The organism is Treponema sp. R8-4-B8 (assembly GCF_054786175.1).
Map to the genome: position 1 here is coordinate 65028 of NZ_BDHE01000490.1, position 20735 is coordinate 85762.

Annotated in this window: 18 protein-coding genes; 13 read left to right on the top strand and 5 right to left on the bottom strand. The window is 43.9% G+C overall.

Features of this window, described 5'->3' with window-relative positions; genetic code table 11:
* Window positions 1-100 precede the first annotated feature (100 nt).
* The 5 genes from ACYVRA_RS17175 to ACYVRA_RS17195 all read left to right on the top strand — a co-directional run bounded on the left by ACYVRA_RS17175 (window position 101) and on the right by ACYVRA_RS17195 (window position 7520).
* A complete protein-coding gene (locus ACYVRA_RS17175) occupies window positions 101-1564 on the top strand; it encodes a hypothetical protein (protein WP_461253960.1) in 1464 nt (487 codons plus the stop codon).
* Between the two features lie 913 nt (window positions 1565-2477).
* Complete coding sequence (locus ACYVRA_RS17180) at window positions 2478-2678, top strand: hypothetical protein (RefSeq protein ID WP_461253961.1); 201 nt, start codon at window positions 2478-2480, stop codon at window positions 2676-2678.
* 873 nt (window positions 2679-3551) lie between these two features.
* On the top strand, window positions 3552-3737 hold the full coding sequence (locus ACYVRA_RS17185; RefSeq protein WP_461253962.1) for a hypothetical protein: 186 nt from the start codon (window positions 3552-3554) through the stop codon (window positions 3735-3737).
* Window positions 3738-4078: 341 nt separating this feature from the next.
* Complete coding sequence (gene adhE, locus ACYVRA_RS17190; protein WP_461253963.1) at window positions 4079-6760, top strand: bifunctional acetaldehyde-CoA/alcohol dehydrogenase; 2682 nt, start codon at window positions 4079-4081, stop codon at window positions 6758-6760.
* A 1-nt stretch (window position 6761) separates the two neighbouring features.
* A complete protein-coding gene (locus tag ACYVRA_RS17195) occupies window positions 6762-7520 on the top strand; it encodes a phosphotransferase family protein (protein WP_461253964.1) in 759 nt (252 codons plus the stop codon).
* 173 nt (window positions 7521-7693) lie between these two features.
* Here ACYVRA_RS17195 and ACYVRA_RS17200 read toward each other — a convergent pair whose 3' ends face one another.
* On the bottom strand, window positions 7694-8608 hold the full coding sequence (locus ACYVRA_RS17200) for a LuxR C-terminal-related transcriptional regulator (protein WP_461253965.1): 915 nt from the start codon (window positions 8606-8608) through the stop codon (window positions 7694-7696).
* Between the two features lie 160 nt (window positions 8609-8768).
* On the opposite strand from ACYVRA_RS17200, the gene ACYVRA_RS17205 reads away from it, so the two are divergent.
* The 5 genes from ACYVRA_RS17205 to ACYVRA_RS17225 all read left to right on the top strand — a co-directional run bounded on the left by ACYVRA_RS17205 (window position 8769) and on the right by ACYVRA_RS17225 (window position 13505).
* Entirely contained in the window at window positions 8769-9233 is a 465-nt protein-coding gene (locus ACYVRA_RS17205; RefSeq protein WP_461253966.1) for a hypothetical protein, read from the top strand.
* A 12-nt stretch (window positions 9234-9245) separates the two neighbouring features.
* Complete coding sequence (locus ACYVRA_RS17210) at window positions 9246-10202, top strand: DUF6976 family protein (RefSeq protein ID WP_461253967.1); 957 nt, start codon at window positions 9246-9248, stop codon at window positions 10200-10202.
* 70 nt (window positions 10203-10272) lie between these two features.
* Window positions 10273-11229: a hypothetical protein gene (locus ACYVRA_RS17215; RefSeq protein ID WP_461253968.1), complete on the top strand. Its 957-nt coding sequence runs from the start codon at window positions 10273-10275 to the stop codon at window positions 11227-11229.
* A gap of 114 nt (window positions 11230-11343) precedes the next feature.
* Window positions 11344-12606 (top strand): peptidase T, encoded by a 1263-nt coding sequence (gene pepT, locus ACYVRA_RS17220; protein WP_461253969.1) that lies wholly within the window; start codon window positions 11344-11346, stop codon window positions 12604-12606.
* 17 nt (window positions 12607-12623) lie between these two features.
* Window positions 12624-13505, top strand: a complete 882-nt coding sequence (locus tag ACYVRA_RS17225; RefSeq protein WP_461253970.1) for a 1-acyl-sn-glycerol-3-phosphate acyltransferase — start codon at window positions 12624-12626, stop codon at window positions 13503-13505.
* Between the two features lie 70 nt (window positions 13506-13575).
* On the opposite strand, the gene ACYVRA_RS17230 is transcribed toward ACYVRA_RS17225, so the two are convergent.
* From ACYVRA_RS17230 to ACYVRA_RS17245, 4 genes are all read right to left on the bottom strand, one after another.
* Window positions 13576-13857, bottom strand: a complete 282-nt coding sequence (locus ACYVRA_RS17230; protein ID WP_461253971.1) for an RNA recognition motif domain-containing protein — start codon at window positions 13855-13857, stop codon at window positions 13576-13578.
* A 424-nt stretch (window positions 13858-14281) separates the two neighbouring features.
* A complete protein-coding gene (radA, locus tag ACYVRA_RS17235; RefSeq protein WP_461253972.1) occupies window positions 14282-15691 on the bottom strand; it encodes a DNA repair protein RadA in 1410 nt (469 codons plus the stop codon).
* Window positions 15692-15879: 188 nt separating this feature from the next.
* On the bottom strand, window positions 15880-17196 hold the full coding sequence (locus ACYVRA_RS17240) for a chitobiase/beta-hexosaminidase C-terminal domain-containing protein (protein WP_461253973.1): 1317 nt from the start codon (window positions 17194-17196) through the stop codon (window positions 15880-15882).
* Between the two features lie 144 nt (window positions 17197-17340).
* Entirely contained in the window at window positions 17341-19032 is a 1692-nt protein-coding gene (locus tag ACYVRA_RS17245) for a leucine-rich repeat domain-containing protein (RefSeq protein ID WP_461253974.1), read from the bottom strand.
* A 141-nt stretch (window positions 19033-19173) separates the two neighbouring features.
* Between ACYVRA_RS17245 and ACYVRA_RS17250 the strand changes: the two genes are divergently transcribed.
* The 3 genes from ACYVRA_RS17250 (at window position 19174) to ACYVRA_RS17260 (ending at window position 20653) form a co-directional block, all read left to right on the top strand.
* Window positions 19174-19515, top strand: coding sequence for a helix-turn-helix domain-containing protein (locus tag ACYVRA_RS17250; protein ID WP_461253975.1), 342 nt, complete (start codon window positions 19174-19176; stop codon window positions 19513-19515).
* Between the two features lie 591 nt (window positions 19516-20106).
* A complete protein-coding gene (locus ACYVRA_RS17255) occupies window positions 20107-20325 on the top strand; it encodes a hypothetical protein (protein WP_461253976.1) in 219 nt (72 codons plus the stop codon).
* Window positions 20312-20653: a type II toxin-antitoxin system PemK/MazF family toxin gene (locus ACYVRA_RS17260; protein ID WP_461253977.1), complete on the top strand. Its 342-nt coding sequence runs from the start codon at window positions 20312-20314 to the stop codon at window positions 20651-20653. Before ACYVRA_RS17255 ends, ACYVRA_RS17260 begins: the two co-directional genes overlap by 14 nt.
* Window positions 20654-20735 lie beyond the last annotated feature (82 nt).

Sequence of the window (20735 nt, forward strand, 5' to 3'; positions counted from 1 at the left end):
TGACTAATAAGAACATACAAACAGCCAAAACCCCACAAATCGCAACACGCAACACGCACACCCAAACAACAGCGCCCCGTCAAGGGGCGTTCACGGACAAATGCGGCACGGTGAGAGGCCAAATAAAATCCCCACTTATGAAAAAATGCTTCAGGCCGAACGCAACACGCAACAGGCAACAGGCAACAGGCAACAGGCAACAGGCAACAGGCAATTATATCAACTGTGTAAAAATCGTGTCAACTATCTAATAGTATTTATTAAATCAACCACATTACATTATCACCACTTTGAAAAAACGCCGTCCACTGTCAGGAACGGCTTTTTTAATACAAATCAAATGAAGAAGGAGTACATTATGAAAACAACAGACAAAACAAAAGCGCTAAAATTGCAAAACATTTTAGCAATCGCCCTAGCAGCGGTAATCTGGTTTGCATTAGTGGCGTGTGCGGAAACAAACGACACAACAACCGACACTACACCAAAAGAGGAACCGTCACCGTTAAACGACGAAACCTTGCGACTGGCATATAACGACGGCGTTACAAAGTTTTCGTACAATTGGAACAACGGAACTTTGTCGAAAACGAAATCTGACTTGCTTGCCGATAGGTGGGCTGAATACGGTGATGGCATGACTCATACTGATCTTGCTGGATTTAAGTCCACCATGACCCTACACGCCCCGAAGATAACCAACGCGTTCAATGAATGGTCTCAATATATGGCAAGTGATTCGAAGGAAAAAACCTTGGCTTCTGGAATTAGCGGTTATGAAGGCATGGTGAAGGGTACTGTTTCAGAACTAAAAACGGAATATGCCGTTTACAATCAAATTAGGGGTAGCGGCGGCAACATAGGAGGAGACCGCCTTGTAAATTTCTTTTTTGATAACGAAGCACAAAAAAGTTTGTTTTCCAAGCAAATGGAGGCGTACAGAATTGCGGTTTACACAAACAGCCAAACCAAAAGTGACAAAAAAAGCGGTTACAACGGAGCGGCACGATTGGAAGGATTACGCGAAGACATATACAATGGCGGCGGAGAAGTGTTTTCGCCCGATGTAATACAAGCACAACAAGATTTGGCGGAAACATTGGGCAGGTTCGTACCGGCGTGTTTGCTTATGCAGTTTGAAGATATCGAACAATTTGCGGCTTTAATGGGTATTAGTTACATAGAAGACAAGAATATTATCCTTCCAACAAGCGTAACCAAGCTTACCTTCAACACATGGGCTAACGGCAATATTGACGCAGGAGGAGGCAAACAGTGGTTTAGCTTTAAAGCAACTGCGTCTAGCCAGTATATCCACTTACGACCGGTGTCTCCTTATCCTTATGGAGCGACGTATTATGTAACACTGTATGACAACAACACAAGTATAAATGGAAAATTACTCTTCCAAACAGGTGATTATTTCATTTCCCCGGTACCAGTAACAAAGGACAGCGTGTACTATATTATGGTTAATACATCTTCTACCAGCAGTGGTAATGCAACATACAAGATAGGATTTAATGAGTCATATACAGAACCTGTAAACGCAACTGGTAATTGAAAGAAGTGGTAGCGCACTTGTAACAGGACACGCAAGTAGCGCAAGGTGCATGACACCCTAAACAAAACAGCGGTAGTTGACTGCTAAAAATAAAATCGGCTCCAGCCGAGCTTGCTCGAGTCTGGAGCCAAAAGAGCGAAAAAAGCGGTCGTTGACCACTAAAAATAAAATCGGCTCCAGCCGAGCTTGCTCGAGTCTGGAGCCAAAAGAGCGAATAAAGTGGTCGTAGACCGCTAAAAATAAATCGGCTGCTGCCGGGCTTCGCCCGAGACAGCAGCCAAAGGAGCGAAATAAGGGCAACAGTATCTGACACCGAAAACATCTAGTAGTCTATAACAACTAAATGTTTACAAAAAGACCTCGCAAAGGCGCGAAGGCGCAAAGGTTGTTGTTTGTGAGATTATCGTTTTTCCTTCAAGATTTGTAGTTAAACTAATATATTTAGGTAAATAATGGGTTATCGGACAGGAACTTCGCGTCCTTTGCGCCTTTGCGAGAGAAAATTTGGGAACAATGCTTTGTAAAGTTTTAGATGTTACTGACTACTACCTGTAGGGGTAAAATTCTTTACAACTGGTTAATGGTCTCCACTGTCTCTTTGCTTAATAAAGTAAAACATGATATACTCTTAATATGGAAGTTGATTTTGAAATAGACAAAATCACCGAATCAATCGAAAATGCAGAGACAGGCGAAACGCTTGATACCCTTGTCTTACCCGTAACAAAAGCTGTAAATTATCAATAGAACAAGGTTTTGGCGGAGTTGTCGCTTTCGAGCCGAAAACCGCCCTTATTCCCCATTATGAAAAAACATTAGGTGCGGTATTGATAACTGATAGAAGAATGGCTATTTTTGAAAAAGACGCACAAATCTTACTGGATAAATATTTTCCTGAAATGGAGGTACAATTATGATATGGTTAGATACTAAAGAAGAAGTAGATTTTGATTGGTTTATGGAAGTACTTGAAAACGATGAACTACAGGTTGTCAGCAGAACATTGACTGAAAAAGATAAAGAAGAATTGTCAAAAGCAATCGCAGAGTACAAAGCGATGCACCCTAAAACCTTTACCAAAGAAGCGGTTTTGGCGTTGGTAGCGCACTTGTAACTGACACCCAAATTTCATAGTGTCGTCAAGAAATTGGCGACACTAGTAGTCAGTAACATCTAAAACTTTACAAAACATTATTCTCAAACTTTCTCTCGCAAAGACGCAGAGGACGCAAAGGACGCGAAGTTCCTGTTCGATGCCTCATTATTGATCAATATATATAATTTTAACAACAAATCTTAAAGGAAAAACGACGATCCTACGGACAACAACTTTGCGCCTCTGCGCCTTTGCGAGGTCTTTTTGTAAACATTTAGTTGTTACAGACTACTAGATATGGGGTAAGTAAAATAATCACGTTATGTGATTAAATAATGTTTGTTAACTAAAGGAGAAAAGATCATGAGTACCAAGAAAAAACCAGTAAAGAAAACAGCAACAAAAAAACCTGTTGCAAAGAAATCAACGTAAAAAAAGGCAATCGCTAAAGCGGCTAACGCCAATGCTAATTCCGCAAAACAAGCATATTAAGCAATAAAAGCCCTTACGAAAATACCTCCCACAATAAAATCGGCTGCTGCCGGGCTTCGCCCGAGACAGCAGCCAAAAGAGCGAATAAAGTGGTCGTAGACCACTAAAAAATAAATCGGCTACTGCCGGGCTTCGCACAAGACAGACGCCAAAGGAGCGAATAATGGTAAAAGTCAATCAGCTAACACAAAGACGCAACCAGTTAATCCGTTATTCACGGAAGAAGTCATTCAAATATTGGACGTTTTCAAACTGATAGGCGGCAAACACGAAGTAATAGACGAAACTTTTAAGGATACCGCCAGTTTCAAGAAGACCGAAGAATGAGAAGCTGACGAATGAAAATATCAGACATTTTTTCGACTTGACCTCCATGTAAAAAAGACGTATATTGTAAACATGGACGAAAAAGCGTTTTTAGAACGATTGGACACACACAATAATTTAATGCGGCAATTAATCGAAAGCATGCCCAAACCTGCAAGCAGATTTACAGGAATAATGGAGACAGCCGTTCTTATCGTAACCGTTTTTAGTGCGGTCGGCATTGCTGACACCATAATAAAGTGGATATCAGGAGAATAACCATGCCCTTAATAGCACAGTTGATAATGTATGTTATTATTTTTATTTTAAGCCTTACCGTTTTTTTAATGCTTCGCTACACGAGGAAACACCCCCCAAAAGCAAATTGATCGTGTCAAAATTACACTCTTTGTGTCTTTTTATCCCCTTCTCCCTTTCTTCCCTTTGTGTCCTTCTCTTTCTCCGTGTTCTTCGTGAGAAATCTTCTAAAATATTCCAACACCTTGGGGCAAAAAGAATTTTTTAGCTTTAGACCTTCCCCGCTTACTAAAACCATTATTGTAATAAATAACATAAAATAGTATGATAAAAGGGCAAACGGCATTAAAGGAGTATCAGCCATGATAACCGAACCGAATGGCCTCACTGAAGAACTAACTCGCATACGAAAAGCGCAAGCAATATATGCGAACTTTACCCAATCTCAGGTAGACAAAATCTTTTTCGCCGCCGCACGAGCCGCCGCAATAAACCGTATCCCGCTGGCAAAAATGGCAGTAGCCGAAACAGGCATGGGCGTCGTCGAGGACAAAGTGATCAAAAACCACTACGCCTCCGAGTACATCTACAACGCTTACAAAGACACAAAAACTTGTGGTGTTATAGAAGATGATCCCGTCTACGGCATCACTCGCATAGCCGAACCCATCGGCCTCGTGGCGGCGGTCATCCCCACAACCAACCCAACCTCCACCGCTATCTTCAAATCCCTCATCTGCCTGAAAACCCGCAACGGCATCATCATCTCGCCGCACCCTCGTGCAAAAGCCAGCACCTGTGCGGCGGCGAAGATCGTGCTCGATGCGGCGGTCGCGGCGGGAGCGCCCGAGGGCATCATCGGCTGGATAGACGAGCCGAGCCTCGAAATGACCAACATGGTGATGAAAGAAGCCGACATAATCCTTGCCACGGGCGGGCCGGGCATGGTCAAGTCCGCCTACTCCTCAGGCAAACCCGCCATCGGCGTCGGGTCGGGCAACGCGCCCGCCGTCATTGACGACAGCGCCGACATACTCCTTGCGGTCAACTCAATCATCCACTCTAAAACGTTTGACAACGGCATGATATGCGCCTCCGAGCAGTCCGTCATCGCCCTGCACGCCGTCTACGATAAAGTGAAAGCGGAATTCGCCCGCCGCGGCTGTTACTTCCTCACCCCCGAAGAAACCGAGAAAGTGCGGAAAACAATCATCGTCAACGGATCGCTTAACGCGAAAATCGTCGGGCAGAAAGCCGCGAAAATCGCCGAGCTTGCCGGAGTACAAGTCGCCGGGACGACAAAGATACTCATCGGCGAAGTTGAAAGCGTCGAGCTTTCCGAAGAATTCGCCCACGAAAAACTGTCCCCCGTGCTGGCCATGTACCGCGCGAAAGATTTTGACGACGCTCTGGACAAGGCCGACCATCTGATAAGGGACGGCGGCTACGGCCACACCGCCAGCGTCTACCTTAACCCGAAAACCTGCGGCATGGATGCCGCTGTTACCAATGCTCATGAAGTTTTGCCAGAGGCAAAACTTCCAGATGAGAAATCGACAGGGATGTCGATTTCTCATCGACTCGCAGTCTTTAGCGAGCGCATGAAGACCTGCCGCATACTCCTGAACACCCCGTCCGCGCACGGCGGCATCGGCGACCTGTACAACTTCCGCCTGACCCCCTCGCTCACCCTCGGCTGCGGCAGTTGGGGCGGCAATTCAGTATCGGAAAACGTCGGCATCAAACACCTGTTAAATATAAAAACACTCGCTGCAAGGAGGGAAAATATGCTGTGGTTCCGCACACCCGAAAAAGTCTATATCAAGAGGGGATGCCTCCCCGTAGCTCTCGACGAGCTGAAAACCGTTATGGGAAAAAAACGCGCGTTCATCGTAACCGACACCTTCCTCTACCAAAACGGCTACACCAAAACGATTACCGATAAACTGGACAGCCTCGGCATCGTCCACGAAACTTTTTTTGACGTCGCCCCCGACCCGACTCTCGGCTGCGCGAAAAAAGGCGCCGCCATTATGAGCGCCTTCAAGCCAGACGTGATCATCGCCCTCGGCGGCGGCTCGGCGATGGACGCCGGCAAAATCATGTGGGTGCTCTACGAACACCCGCAGGCTGATTTTGAAGACATGGCGATGCGCTTCGCCGACATCCGCAAACGGGTCTACACCTTCCCCAAAATGGGGGAGAAAGCCTACTTCATCGCGATACCCACCTCCGCCGGAACGGGCAGCGAGGTAACGCCCTTCGCCGTCATCACCGACGAGACCAAAGGCATGAAGTACCCGCTGGCGGATTACGAACTGTTAGCCGACATGGCGATAGTGGACGCGAACGTGCAAGACAACGCCCCCAAGGGCCTGACCAGCGCCAGCGGCATTGACGCGGTAACGCACTGCCTGGAAGCCTACGCCTCGGTCATGGCGACCGACTACACCGACGGCCTGGCGATACAGGCGCTCAAAGTGATTTTCGAATGGCTGCCCGCCGCCTACAACGAAGGCGCGGCGAACCCAACAGCCCGTGAAAAAATGGCGAACGCCGCCACGATGGCGGGCATGGCATTCGCCAACGCCTTCCTCGGCGTGTGCCACTCGATGGCGCACAAACTCGGCGCGTTTCATCATCTGCCCCACGGCATCGCCAACGCCCTGATGATCAGCGAAGTGCTCCGCTACAACGCCGTCGAAGTCCCCCCGAAGATGGGAACCTTCCCCCAATACGACCACCCCAAGACGCTATCCCGTTACGCGGAAATAGCGGACGCTCTGAATCTTGGCGGCTCAACCGACGAGGAAAAACTGGAAAAGCTAATCGCCGCCATAGAAAAGCTGAAAAACCAGATCGGTATTAAGAAAACCATCAAAGACTACGGCATAGACGAAAAAGACTTCCTCGCCCGCCTCGACGACATGAGCGAAAAAGCCTTTGACGACCAATGCACCGGCGCAAATCCTCGGTACCCGCTGATTGAGGAGATTAAGGGGATGTTCCTTAATGCGTATTATGGGAAGAAGGAGAAGGTGTAAAATGAGCAGTTACAAACTTGATACTTTACTTACCGACCGGGGGTCGAAGAAAATATACCGGGACGGGGACAAGGTGATAAAACTCATGGACAAGGATTTTCCTACGCCTGATGTTTTTTCCGAAGCGCACAACCTTGCCGTTGTGGGAGAGACCACCCTCAATGTTCCGCGTCTGGTGGAAGTGACGAAAATCGACGGCAAGTGGGCACTAGTGTGGGAATATGTTGAGGGAACTTCCCTTGACAAGCTGATGGAAAAAAACAGGGACAAGGAACAGCAGTATATTGAGCGCTTTGTTGACGTTCAGCTTGACATGCACCGCCATAACGCGACAAGGCTTCCTCTGCTTATCGAAAAAATGGAACGCAAGATAAAGGCTTCCGATCTTGACTCTACCGCCCGCTACGAAATTCTGGGAAGGCTGGCGAGTATGCCCAAACACACCAAACTCTGCCACGGCGACTTTAATCCCGCCAATGTCGTGATTACCGACAAAGACGAGGCGTACATCATCGACTGGTGCCACGCCACCCAGGGCAACGCCTCAGCGGACGCGGCGCACACCTACCTGCTGTTCCATCTTGCCGGAAACGCCGTGCTTGCGGACAAGTACCTTGCGCTGTTCTGTAAAAAGAGCGACACGGCGAAACACTACGTAGAAAAGTGGCTGTCTATTGTGGCGGCGTCTCAGTTTCACAAGGCAAAGCCGGAAGAAAAAGAATTTCTGCTGCATTGGGCAAATATAGCGGAATACCAATAATTATTAAGTATATATGAAAGTAACGATTTGTAAAAAGAGATATGATACTATGAGGAAATGGGAAGGGAACTCTTGTCAAATACTTCCTTTTTTCTCTCTTCACTTTTCTTTTTCCTTTTGTATTGCCTTCTTAACTTTTTTCTTTCTTCATTCTTCTCTTTTCTCTTGTTCTGCTATTCCCCTTTTATCAGCGAATAAAGGGCAAAGCGGTTAGGTGCGCCAGTTTTCTTGTAAACATTTTGAAGATAAGCTCCTACTGTCCTGATTGAAATTAACAGAGTATCTGCGATTTCCTTGTTGCTCTTACCGCGCATCATAACTTCAACAATGTCTTTCTCTCTGTCAGTCAATTGGTAGCGTTTGCAGAAATTAGCAGACAGGCCGTCCTCAGGCGTCCAAATTGGCTCTACATCGGAGACAGTTATTGTTAATTGCTGGGCGTCGGTAATAATCAGTTGGCGGATATAAAGATAGAGTATCCCAAGATTCAGTAATATACAGAATAGACCGAAGCAGAAGCCGGGGCCATAGATATTAATGCCCTGTTGCTCCAGAAGCGGATCGGCGATGTAGGTAAAATAAGTTAATACCACAAATTGAATTAATGGTGCGATAATAATGATTACCCAACTGGCAACCGAAAGCCTGCCTGAATACCGTTTCATTATCGTGTAATAATAACAGCACAAACCGAATACGACGAGGTATTGCAGATTTAACTGTAAGTACCGCATTGGTGAATAGCGTGGTAAAAACCCGTTAAAGAGCAGAGCGCTGAGTGCGGAGCGAGTAAGGTCGATGGACATTTCCATTCCGATATAGAAAAGAGCGGTAAAGAGGGTACGGCGCAAATCGCCGCAGATAAAGGCGAAGATCATTATAATAGCCGCCCATGAAATTATGACGGTAATAGTCCCCCACGGCATAAGTTTCCAGAAGATATAAGCTATTGGCATGGCGATAAGAAGAGCAATACGCCGCCATTGCGCTTCGGGCTTATGGAGACGGTAAAACAGCACCCACCACGCGGCAATGCTCACCACGGCGCGTGTGAGTTCCCATTGGATTTGCGGCTGGTACTGATCCATAAGAATAGTATAAAAATTACTAATAAAAATTACAAGTAGCGTATATGAAAGGTACGAATTAGTAGAAAGTGCAGTCGAATTAGTAAAGAATGCAATAGGCTACCTGCCGTTTGCCAATGTAAAATTCAGAGTTAATATCATGATAAAAAGGGGGTACTTTATGATGGAATTAACAATCCAGCAAACACTAAAGCTTTTAAAACAGCCATCTAAATTTAACCTGCTGGCGTTTTCCATGTTTTTAACGCAGCAGCAGACAATCTTTTTTAAAAAGCCTTCAGAGGAAATGCTGAAAAAATGTACGGAAGAGATAAACAAGTTCTTAAAAAGATACCACAGGTTAATGACCAAGGATCATGCCATTCTTGTGCAATTTTACGGCGCTGCCATGGTACAGAGTTTCGCTGTAATGGAAGTATCGGTTAGTCAAACTGAAAAGCTTTTGAAAGGAGATTTCAAATTTGACCTTCTGGCGTTTTCCATGTTTTTAACGCGCTTGAAAGAAATATATGCAAAAAACCCTTCGAGGCAAACGCTGGAAAGCTGCAACATTGCAATGAACGAGTTTTTTAAAAAAGCCAAACAGTTAATGGTCGCGGATTACGCGAAGATCGAAAAACTATAAGGAGGAATGAATATGTTAATTACACTTGAAGCGACGGCAAAATTAATTAAGGGCGGGAAACTGCTTCATGTCGCCGGAAGCGAGACACTGCTTAAAAAACTGCCTAAAGGGAACTGGATCGGTGGCTCAACCGAGTATTTTATGGCAAAGGACGGCGGAAAAGTTTCCGATGATTTATTGTTCGTTACGGAATTCCCATATCAGGATTTCGTTATTAAAACGTATACCAAGCAGGATATTAATCAGGTAATGTTGGACGCTTTTGAGAACGGTTTTTCCATTTTGATCATACCCTTTGACAGTGCCGTTCATAAGGAATATGCACAGAACGCCGCAGGTTATGACAATATGTTTTTGCGTAACATAGTCGGGTGGATTTCTGGCTTAAATCTGAACAAAACAGGGCAAAAGCCGATAACTGTCAACGGATCTTCGGCGTTTTATGACAAAGCCGTAGCTCTGCATTTGAGGGTTCCCGATGATAAAATGGTAACGGTCAACATCATCAATATATTTGAACAGGATACCTCTTCGCCCTTAATAGAGTTTACGGAAGAAGGATTTCATATACAAAAATGCCTTGTGAATGGAAACGAAGTTGTGTTAGCCGACTATATAGCGGAAAACAAAATAGACACAAAACTTCCCATTGTCGGTGAATATGCCGGCAATGGTGTCAACATCTCATTCAAAACAATTGAAAATGGGGTTGTAGATTTTTACGCTCCAGTGTTCAAGGGAATAAAATACAGGATAGCCAAACCCGTATCTGATTATGCCGCGCTTTTCAACAAACATATAGCCGAACACAAGGATAAACCGTCAGTTTTTTCCTGCAACTGTATTTTGAATTTTCTCTACGGCGATCTTGAGGGCAAAAAGATAGAAGCGTTTCCTGGACCAATTACATTTGGCGAAATTGCCTATCAGCTTGTTAACCAGACATTGGTATTTGTGTCGATAATCTAAAACTATTGCCGCAAGGCTTAAAAACTATTTTGAGTCTTGCGGCTTATGAACAATTAAAAGTGAGTAGTACATGAAAAACACATTCAAAATTTTTGTGATTATTGCATTGGCAGCAATAATCATCGGCTGTACGAAGAAAACCGCCTCTCAATCAGAGATCGGAGGACAATCAGAGGCCAATGAACAATCAGAGAAAAGCGAAATTGTTATAGATGCTTCCTGGGCGGATGACTCCGAATACGATCCTTCTTCAGTACACTTTTTCATTGATAGCAATAACCCAAAAATCATGTTCACAACCAATGTTCCCGTCAAGGATTTTATATGGGTATCCCTCGGTACTCTTTTGGACCAAAACGACGAAATACTCTATGAGATTACGGATGTGTTGTATTTGATAAAGGATTTTCTTCCGAAAAAGCCGCTCGTTGTAACGTCGGGGGAAATGGGAGTACACTGGTCTAATGCCATTTCCTATCTTGATGAAAACGGGCAAAGAAAATATTTTGCGGTATGGAACAACGATTACGAGCCTGAAGACGAGAGATACAACGGGGGCTTAAGCCTTTCCGAATTTACTCCTCGATGGACTGAGGCAATTGATAATCTTTTTCAACCTGCGATTATAGGGCGATACCGTAATGGGGAAGATACGGACGGTAACATTATTCTTGATATTGCGGAAGATTTATATAAATTTAATGTGAACGGCGCTTTATATGCCGGTACTTATGAAGTTTATTATTCTGCCAATTTATGGTGTGTTTATCTTCCGGATATAAAATGGGCGCATAATTGGATTGAAAGCTATAATAACGCGCAAATAACTTCATATGAAGAACTTGATAATTTGGACCAGGATAAAATGACAGATAAAGAAACTTACGGCGTTGAATTTTGGATGGAAGACAATGAATTAGTTTTCCAGAACTATGGAAATTCTATGGCTCCTTATGTCATATTTGACGAGGTTGGCGATAAATTTGTGAGATTGAGATTAATAGACGTATTTTACCCCGATCAGTGAAAGTGGGGTGTTGCCTCATTTTTTTGCAATATAGTTTAAAAATATTAATAATAATTTTCAAAAGAATAAAAAACAAATCTAGCATAGATGACTTATACCGGTTATAATACATAAATGGAACTCGAAAAACTGATAATTCCCCGTTTTTTAAATTATGTCTGTTACGATACCGAGAGCGACCGTCATATAGAAGAAACCCCTTCCACACAGGGACAGTTGGAGTTAGCGAAAATCCTGCGCGATGAGCTTTTGACTCTTGGGCTTAAAGATGTTAAAATTACAGATCACTGTTATGTGATAGCCCGCCTGCCGGCAAACTTGCCAAGCACGGATTATAAGGAACAAGAGAACGTTCCTTGCATCGGGTTTCTCGCTCATCTTGATACGGCAAGCGATGTTTCGGGCAAGAACGTAAAACCGCAACTTGTACAAAATTATAACGGAGAAAAAATAGAACTTGCTGACGGTCTTTGCCTTGACCCCGAAAAAGAGCCGGGGCTTGCGGAGCAAAAAGGCAAGGCTATTATTCACAGCGACGGAACTACGCTATTGGGAGCGGATGACAAAGCGGGGATAGCGGAAATTATGGCTGCGGTGGAGTATCTTGTTTCCAATCCGCAGATAGAGCATGGCTGCGTCGAAGTTATTTTTACTCCTGATGAGGAAACCGGCAAGGGACTGCCTGAATTTCCGCTTGAAGAAATTAAGTCCGCTTTTTGTTACACTGTGGACGGCGGTCCTTTGGGCGAAATTGAAAGCGAGTGTTTTAACGCGTGGAAAGCCGACATCGAATTTTACGGCAAGGTGATACATATAGGCCACGCAAGAGGGATACTCGCCAATGCGGCGCTTATGGCGTCAACCTTTGCGACCCTTCTGCCGCGCAGTGAAAGCCCGGAAGCGACTGACGGTTATTTCGGCTACTATTGCCCAATGGAAATTAAGGGCGATTTGGAAAAAGCAGCCCTCGAAGTATATATTCGCGATTTTGAAAACGATGGAATTGAACGGCGGATTATGGCGCTTGAAGTTTTCGCTGAAACGGTAAAAGCTCAATTTCCCGGCGGAGAAGTAATTGTTAAAACTCAGCCTCAATACTATAATATGAAGTCAAAGATTGATGAAAAACCTGAGGCGCTTGAAAGGCTTATGCAGGCGGCGCGTGACGCGGGCGTTGAATGGCATTTAAAGCCCGTGCGGGGAGGAACAGACGGTTCAAGGCTGACGGAGCTTGGCATACCCGCTCCGAATATTTTTACAGGCGGACGTAATTTTCACAGCCGCCTTGAGTGGGTCAGCGTAAGTGAGATGTGCTTCGCCTGTAAGGTAGTCATCGAATTAATAAAAGGGACTGCTGCCGCAAGGCAGAGTTTATAAAGACAGGAGTTGAATTTATGGCAGATACATTAACAACAGTTTTTAGCGAGCAAATAAAAAAAGTAGTTAAACAGGCAAAAGCTACAACTGTAATAACAGAAGAAAATGTTTTTCAGGAAGGCGACCCGAGTACTATGGCAGTTCTTGATGAAATGGTAGGGTCTTTGCTTCTGCCGGGAAGCGGGCTTGACGGAATGAATCATCTTGAAGAACTTTTAGAAAAAGCCAAGTCCGGAAAAGCGTGCCTTCTTCTTGTGGAGCATTACAGCAACATGGATCTTTCAATTGTTTCGTTATTGGCGCGAAAGGAAGGTGGCAGAGGCAAGGAAATAAGCGACGCAATCATCGCCATTGCGGGAATGAAATTAAATGAAGATAATCCCATTGTCGCCGCCTTTGCCGGAGCTTATGATAAGATTGTAATTTATCCAAGCCGCTCTTTACAAGAACTGGATCCCGAAAAAGACAAGGCCGAAATCGCGCGAGGCAACGCCATTAACCGCGCCGCAATGAAGTCGCTTATCAGGCATAAATACAAGGGAAGGATCGTCCTTGTATTCCCGTCTGGAACACGTTACCGCCCCTGGGATCCGAGTACCAAAAAAGGCGTGCGGGAGATCGATTCTTATATCCGCTCTTTTGACTATATGTGTTTTGTAACCATTAACGGCGAACTTTTGCATGTGCAGAAAACCGACATGTTGAATGACTCAGTAAGCAAGGATATTGTTCGCGTAACAGCGGGACCTGTTGTTGACTGCAATGAATTTCGTAACAATGTGCTGGCAAAGACAACTGAAGAAGATAAAAAACAAGCGGTTGCAAACGAGATAATGAATGAACTTGAAAGAATGCATACTGCCGCGGAAATAGAAAGATTAAAACTTTTAAACAAATAAAAGGAGACGCGGCGCAACTTTCGCCAATTGGTAAAAGTGCGCCGCTTGTAAACGGTTGTTCTTTAACCGATTACCAGTTACCGCCGCCGCCGCGTTCACGGCGTGGTTTATCCATCGCTTCGTTTACGCGCAGTTGACGACCGTCAAATTCACGGCCATTTGTGCCCGCGATTGCCGCAGTTGCTTCTTCATCGCTGCCCATTTCGATAAAGCCGAACCCTTTGGAGTTGCCGGTTTCACGATCGAAAATGATCTTGGCTGACGCGACGCTGCCAAATTGTGAAAATAGGTTTTTCAGACCATCCTCGGTGGTGTTGTAGGAGAGGTTACCGACATACAGTTTCTTCGCCATTGAGAAAATTCCTTCGCCCGGAACAAACAGGATCGCGGTTAAGCGATACCCGATTGCTTTTGCGTCCGAGCGGCGCCGGCATCATTTATAACAATGTTTAAAACAACGTCCCAAACAATGTTACAGACGATACCTGAATTAATTTTCTGACTTTGTCAGGAAATTAATTTTGTGGACTTACGTCCAAGTATTCACATCCGCACAAGCGAATGAATTAAATTTCTCCTGTTTTGAAAACAAAAGAAAGTCAATGCATAATTGTTAAGGGAAAAAAAATAAAAGGTGACAGACAAGAACAGAACCCCTAAACCTCGCGGTTTTTTAAAAAACCCGCCAAAACAGTCTCTACTCAATTTCTAAAAATCATCCAACTAATAAAAATATAAACTTATGAAAAATGAATGTCAATACTTTTTGAAAAAATTTATCCATATAATAGCTTTATAGCGGTTTTTATATTTGGTGCCGATTTTAGCCCCTGAATAGGCGTTTCCGGGACGGGGCCTAAAAATGAGCCAAAACCAAGCGAAGCGGCGGTTTTTACCCGGTTAGAAAGGCGGTGAATAGGCCGAATTTCCCCGGTTAGGGACAGTTCGCCCGCTATTGCCAAATCCGCAGGCAGGGCAAGCCCCGTCCGCGCCGAATATAACGCGCAGGCAAGGGCCAATTCCACTCCTACCTCGGTTATGCGGATACCTCCCGCCGCGTTTACATACAAATCCTGATCCGACAGTCTTAACCCCGATTTCCCCTGTAAACTTAAATGTTTTTCCAAAGCGGCTGAAATGCGCGAAACCCTGCCTGAATCGATTTTATCGGAAAAAACACGGCTGATTGTCCCTTTGGCGGGAATTGTAAGCGCCTGAATTTCCACAAGTATTGTCCTTGTCCCCTCAAGAACCGCCGCCGTCGCCACTCCTGGAGGCAGTTCCCCTTCGCGCCTTACAAGAAACATCCTGCCTGTGTCTTCTACGGGAGTTAGCCCCCTCTCCCCCATCGTGAAAATCCCGATTTCATCCGTAGAACCAAACCGATTTTTTGTGGCGCGTAAAAAACGGCAGTCGGCGTTTCCGTTTAAACTGGCAGTCTTATCGTTCTCCTCAAAATAAAGAACTGTGTCTACCATGTGTTCAAGAGTTTTTGGCCCGGAGATGACTCCCTCTTTTGTAACATGCGCCGTTAAAAACAAAGCCGCGTCATGTTCCTTCGCCCACGAGATTAATTCAAAAGTGCAGAACTTCATTTGGTTTACGCCGCCCGGCGCGGAATCAGCTTGTTCGGAATAAAGCGTCTGAGTGGAGTCCACTAAAACAAGAACAGGTTTAACCTTATTTAAAACGGTCTCAATTTCTTCAAGGTTTCCCGAGCAGAGAATTTCAATGCGCTCCATAACGGTTTTGTCCGCGCTTAAGCCAAGCCTGTCTGCCCTGAGCCGTAACTGCCCCGCGGACTCTTCGCCGGAGACGTATAAAACGCGACCCTTTGTTAATGCGGCGGCGGCGGTTTGCAAAATCAAGGTTGATTTGCCTATTCCCGGTTCTCCGCCGACAAGAATGGCAGAACGTTTCATAATGCCGCCGCCAAGTACGCGGTCAAGTTCGCCGATACCGCTGCTTATTCGGCTGCCTTCCATTGGGTCTACTGCGGAAAGAGGCACTGTTTGCGCCACCCCGCTGTCTTTTCCCACTGAGCCGCGTTTGTTAAAGTTTTCATTTTTTAAAACTGTTTCTACAAGGGTGTTCCATTCGCCGCATTCAGGACAGCGGCCAAGCCACTTTGATTCTTCGCGTCCGCAGGAGGAACATTTATAAATTATGGTTTTTTCTTTTTTCATTATTTAGCTAAATAAACCGGTTTATCTCCATGAACGCCGACTAGTACGTACATCGTCATTTGCGTTGGTTAATATGATTTTCTCGTAAAATGTTCCCATGTTTATATGCTATATTATCGACAAATATTGTCAAGGGCAATTCGACGCGGCAGATACTGTGCGTGTTCCGATTACTGGGAAGGCTCTAATTATTCAAAAAATTCTGAAGCTTCCACTGTTGTAACGGTTGTTGTATTATCATTATTTAATACAATTCTGTATACTTTGTCGGATTCCATCTCCATATCTTGGGTAACATAAACTCGTTGAGCCCATGCTACAGAAGAAAAACTGATAGCGTTTACATTTGAACCAGTTTCTAAACCGGTAAACATTCCTGTATCACCTGACGCAAGAGAAGATTCTGGCACTAATGCCGCTCCATTAGAAAGTTGATTATTTTGACCATAAAATACCCGGACAGATTTATCACTGTTATTGATGACGAAGATTGCTGGCTTTATTCTTGAAGAAGGTACCTCAGTAGTATATCCTATATCTGTATAAAATAGAAGATTTTGATTAGTAATAGAAATTTTATCTGACTGTGTCATACCATCACATTCAGAAATAGCAATAACTAATCCATTATATTTCAATTCCCTGTAAAAATGAGGGACATAATCATAGGATGTATTGAGTTGAATTGGTACGCTTATCCGTATGGAATAAGGCGCGGCGACTGCGTAAACTTCTCCCGATCCATCTATTTTCTTAAAAGAAACCCAATAATTGGTTGGATTATTAATTAACCATCTACCTTCGCCCCAAGTACTGCTTGTATGTACAGTTATAGAATAAGGCTGTTTCCTAGAATAATAGGTCAGATCGCTAAAGCGAACGGTTTGCTCACCTTTCTCTTCCCAAGTTGCCTTGTCTACCGCTATGATGGTGTAGAATTTTTGTTCTGGCAGACTTACTTTAATTGCATTCAAACTGCCCACAGTGCCAATATAATTATCTGGAGTTACAAAATTGATAAACAACAATGCAGGTGAATTAACAGAATTCATTATTTGTAATGTTCCATCTTGATTCTTTCTTCCATCAGGATAATTGTAAAAATCCTTGTACTTCTCTGGTACCATGGTGTTATAAGTTTCTGTCATTACTGCGCTGTTGGTCATGCCTTCTTTAACCGCTATCGCTTTCAATGTCAGCTTGCCTGTCGTTATAACTGGTTTGTCGCTGTCGCTGTAGAGCGCACTTTCCGTGTTAGGCTCTGTTCCGTCCTGCGTGTAGTAAATCGCCGCCCCTGCGGTGTCGGTTTTAAGGATGATTGCCGTATTGTCCGCAACTTCCCCGCCTGCGGGTGTTGCAGTTGGCGTTGCTACTGTGTTGAGGCTGTTGTTATTATTTTTGTTGTTGTTTGGGTCTGTACCTTCATTGCCTCCGCAAGTGATTATTAAAAACCCTATTACCGCTACAAAGGCAATAATCCCAAACATTTTTGTAAAGTTTTTCATAAAAACTCCCTTTTGTTTATCCATTTTTTTATTAGATAAACAGTGTGAACATATTTTCCCCCAACGGAGGATATAAAAGACGAAAATATCGTCTATTATCTAAAATTTATATAGACCAATTTCAAAACAAATTACATTCATTTCCTACTGTTTCGTCCACGTACTGCCATTTGCCGGTCTCGTATACGTTCCTGCTTTTCCTGTTGCGTAGGCAGTCTTTAAGGTGTCGCCGTTCCCATCGTTTCCTTCAGGAAAGGCATTGCCTCCAAAACTTGCATTCGCTATATTGCTCCCTATTGCAAATGTTACACTGGTAAGGTTGGTACCGATAAAAGCGTATTCTCCAATGCTAGTAACGCTGATGGAGATGGTTACGCTGGTAAGGCTGGTACTATTAAAAGCGCGTTCTCCAATGCTGGTAACGCTGTTACCTATTGTTACGCTTGCAAGGCTGGCGCAACCTTCAAAAGCGGCATCCCCAATGCTGGTAACGCTGTTACCTATTGTTACGCTTGCAAGGCTGGTGCAGTAAGAAAAAGCGTAATTCCCAATGCTGGTAACACTGTCAGGTATGGTTATGCTGGTAAGGCTAGCGCAATAGCAAAAAGCTTCATCCCCAATGTTGGTAACGCTGTTACCTATGGTTACGCTGGTAAGATTCATTGGGATACCCCACTGACCGGCAAAAGCACGTTCTCCAATGCTGGTAACATTGTTACCTATGGTTACGCTGGTAAGGCTGGTGCAACCGGCAAAAGCGCGTTCTCCAATGCTGGTAACGCTGTCCGGTATGGTTATGCTGGTAAGGCTGGCGCAATGGGTAAAAGCTCTCTGCCCAATGCTGGTAACGCTGTCGGGTATAGTTACATTCCCAGTTAGTTTTGCAGGAATTAAAACAAATTCTGTTTTTACTTTGTTGTACAATATTCCATCTACGCTTGAATAATTGGGATTGCTATTGTCTACCGTTACGCTTGCAAGGCTAGCGCAAAAGTCAAAAGCATTATCTCCAATGCTGGTAACGCTATTTGGTATGTTTACGCTGGCAAGGCTAGTACAACTGGAAAAAGCGCACTCCCCAATGCTGGTTACGCTGTTTGGTATACTAAAAGAAGTGGCTGTTTTTCCTGCGGGGTACGTAACTAATGTAGTTTTATTCTTGTTATACAGTACGCCGTCCTGTGAGCTATATGCGGTATTACCAGTACCAACATTTATTGCGGTAAGGCTTTCGCAATACAAGAAAGCAAACTCCATGCTGGTAACCCGGTCGGGGATGGTTACGCTGGTAATGCTGTCGAACCCGTCAAAAGCGAAAATCCCAACGCTAGTAACCGGTTTTCCGTTTATCTGCGCCGGTATGGTTACAGCGCCTCCGTTTCCATTATAACCAGTAATGGCTGCCACGTCCCCGATTACATAAGAAAAGTCGCCAGAAGTGCCACTGCCGCTGTATTTTGTATATGTTTTTATTTCTGTATTTGATCCATCACTATCAGTAAACGTCAAAGTAAGCGTGTTGCCGCTTATAGAATATATTGCTGACCAGGTATATTCATCTTCATCTTTAACCCATTGTCCATTATCCCAATAATGGGTATCTAGCACGGTTATCCGGTTGCCACTGACAGTATAAGTCCCCTTTCTGAAATTTTGTTCTTCAAAACTGCCGTTGTTGAATATAAATATTTCAAAACCACCATACCCCAGTGTGTTAAGGAGCCACAGTCCATTAAGAGTAGCTGTCCCTCCGCCTGTTGTTGTTCCGTTATCGCAGGATAGTGCGATACATCCTATGATTGCAATTAAAATAATTGTAAACCACTTGTTTTTCATGTTGAAATCTCCTTAAATCTCTGGCTGTTTTTATCGTCATTTTGATGGCGACATACCAGTTTTCTCGTATTTTAAAAATAATAGACCTAAAATATTAGTATTGTCAATATTTAAGTACGAATTTTATCGTATTTTGAAAAAATGGGTTTTAGAGAGAATTTGAAGAGCCAAATAGAGTATTCGGGTATGATGGTTAAAGAATTGGCTGCCCTTTCAGGGGTTAAAAAGAAAACCATTGACAGTTATTTAGGAATTCGCAGTTATATGCCCTCGGCAGATGCTGCCGTAGCAATAGCGCAGGCGCTTGGCGTATCAGTGGAATATCTTGTTACCGGCAAGGATGCCAGGCAAAAAATAACCCAATATCCCCCTGAAGCCAAAATGGCAGCAGATATAATAGCGCAAATGGAAAAGAAAAACCGTAAAATGGCAGTCGTCATAATAAAGTCCATGAAAAAACAAGAAGATGAAGAAAAAAAATAACCTTGCGAGAAGCCTATCAAAGATTGCTTGAATGTTCCTTCTTCCATATTTTATGCAATAATCACTTTGGAAGGTGATTGACACCATTGATTCTTATTACCGCTAGAAGATGTATGCCCAATAAATTCTTGAGTACAGTCGGGCAGGCTGCGCACGCTGTAAAAACATCTTTCGGAATTCCCCGCCGTAGAGACTTTGGAATAAAACAAAGAAAATTCAGAGAAAAAACGTCCGGCGATAAACCCTAGATAAAGCTTTCTACCCACGCTGTTCAGTCGCCGGAAAGGCTCACAGCCAAATAAACGCCTGACCACTTGCAAGTGGTCAGGTTAGATCAATAATGCCGCACGCTGAGAGCACCAATAAATGCCGCAGTCCCCAATAAAAGCAAGGCCGCCTTTAGGTGGCCGCCAGTGCGACGTTCTTCCGAAGTTTTTACAGCGTGCGCAGCCTGCCCGCCTGTACTGAATAAATTCTTTGGGCATACATCGTGTAGAGGAGAGGGAAAGAGGTTTTTTGGGGAGGTAAATGGGGATTTGGCAAAAAAACCTATTGACATCATTATTTTTCTAAGGTTAAAATATATTAACCATGCTTGAGCGAGCCGTTTTAATAAAAGAGATAGACTCCCTTTCCCCTCGTTATTATAACGAGATAGTTGATTTTGTAGGATATATAAAAGAAAAAAAAGCGAAAGAAAATAATTCATTGGAGAAAGCCGCTGAAATGGCAGCCGAAGAATACCGTACTAACAAAGAATTGACGGCATTTTGCGCTCTTGACAGTGAAGATTTTTATGAAACAAGGTGAAATCTGGTCAATAAATCTTGATCCGACTGTTGGCGCAGAGATGAAAAAATCACGTCCTGCCTTAATCATTAACACTGACAGTCTTGGAAAATTACCTCTTAAAATTATTGTCCCAATTACTGATTGGAAAGACCATTATGATAATTATCCGTGGATGATAAAAATTACTCCAACTAAACAAAATTGTCTTGCAAAAGTATCCGCTATAGATTGTTTTCAAATACGAAGCGTGTCTATTGAGCGATTTTTAAATCTTGTAGGTTCTGTAGAAAAAGAAATCATTGCCTATACTCAAGAAGCCATTACAAAGGTAATCGGAACATCGTAGATACTTATCTCAAGACCATGCAATGTATCTGATACCACTTTTCTCTACTGAAAAAAAATTTTGTCATACATCGTGTTTCCAC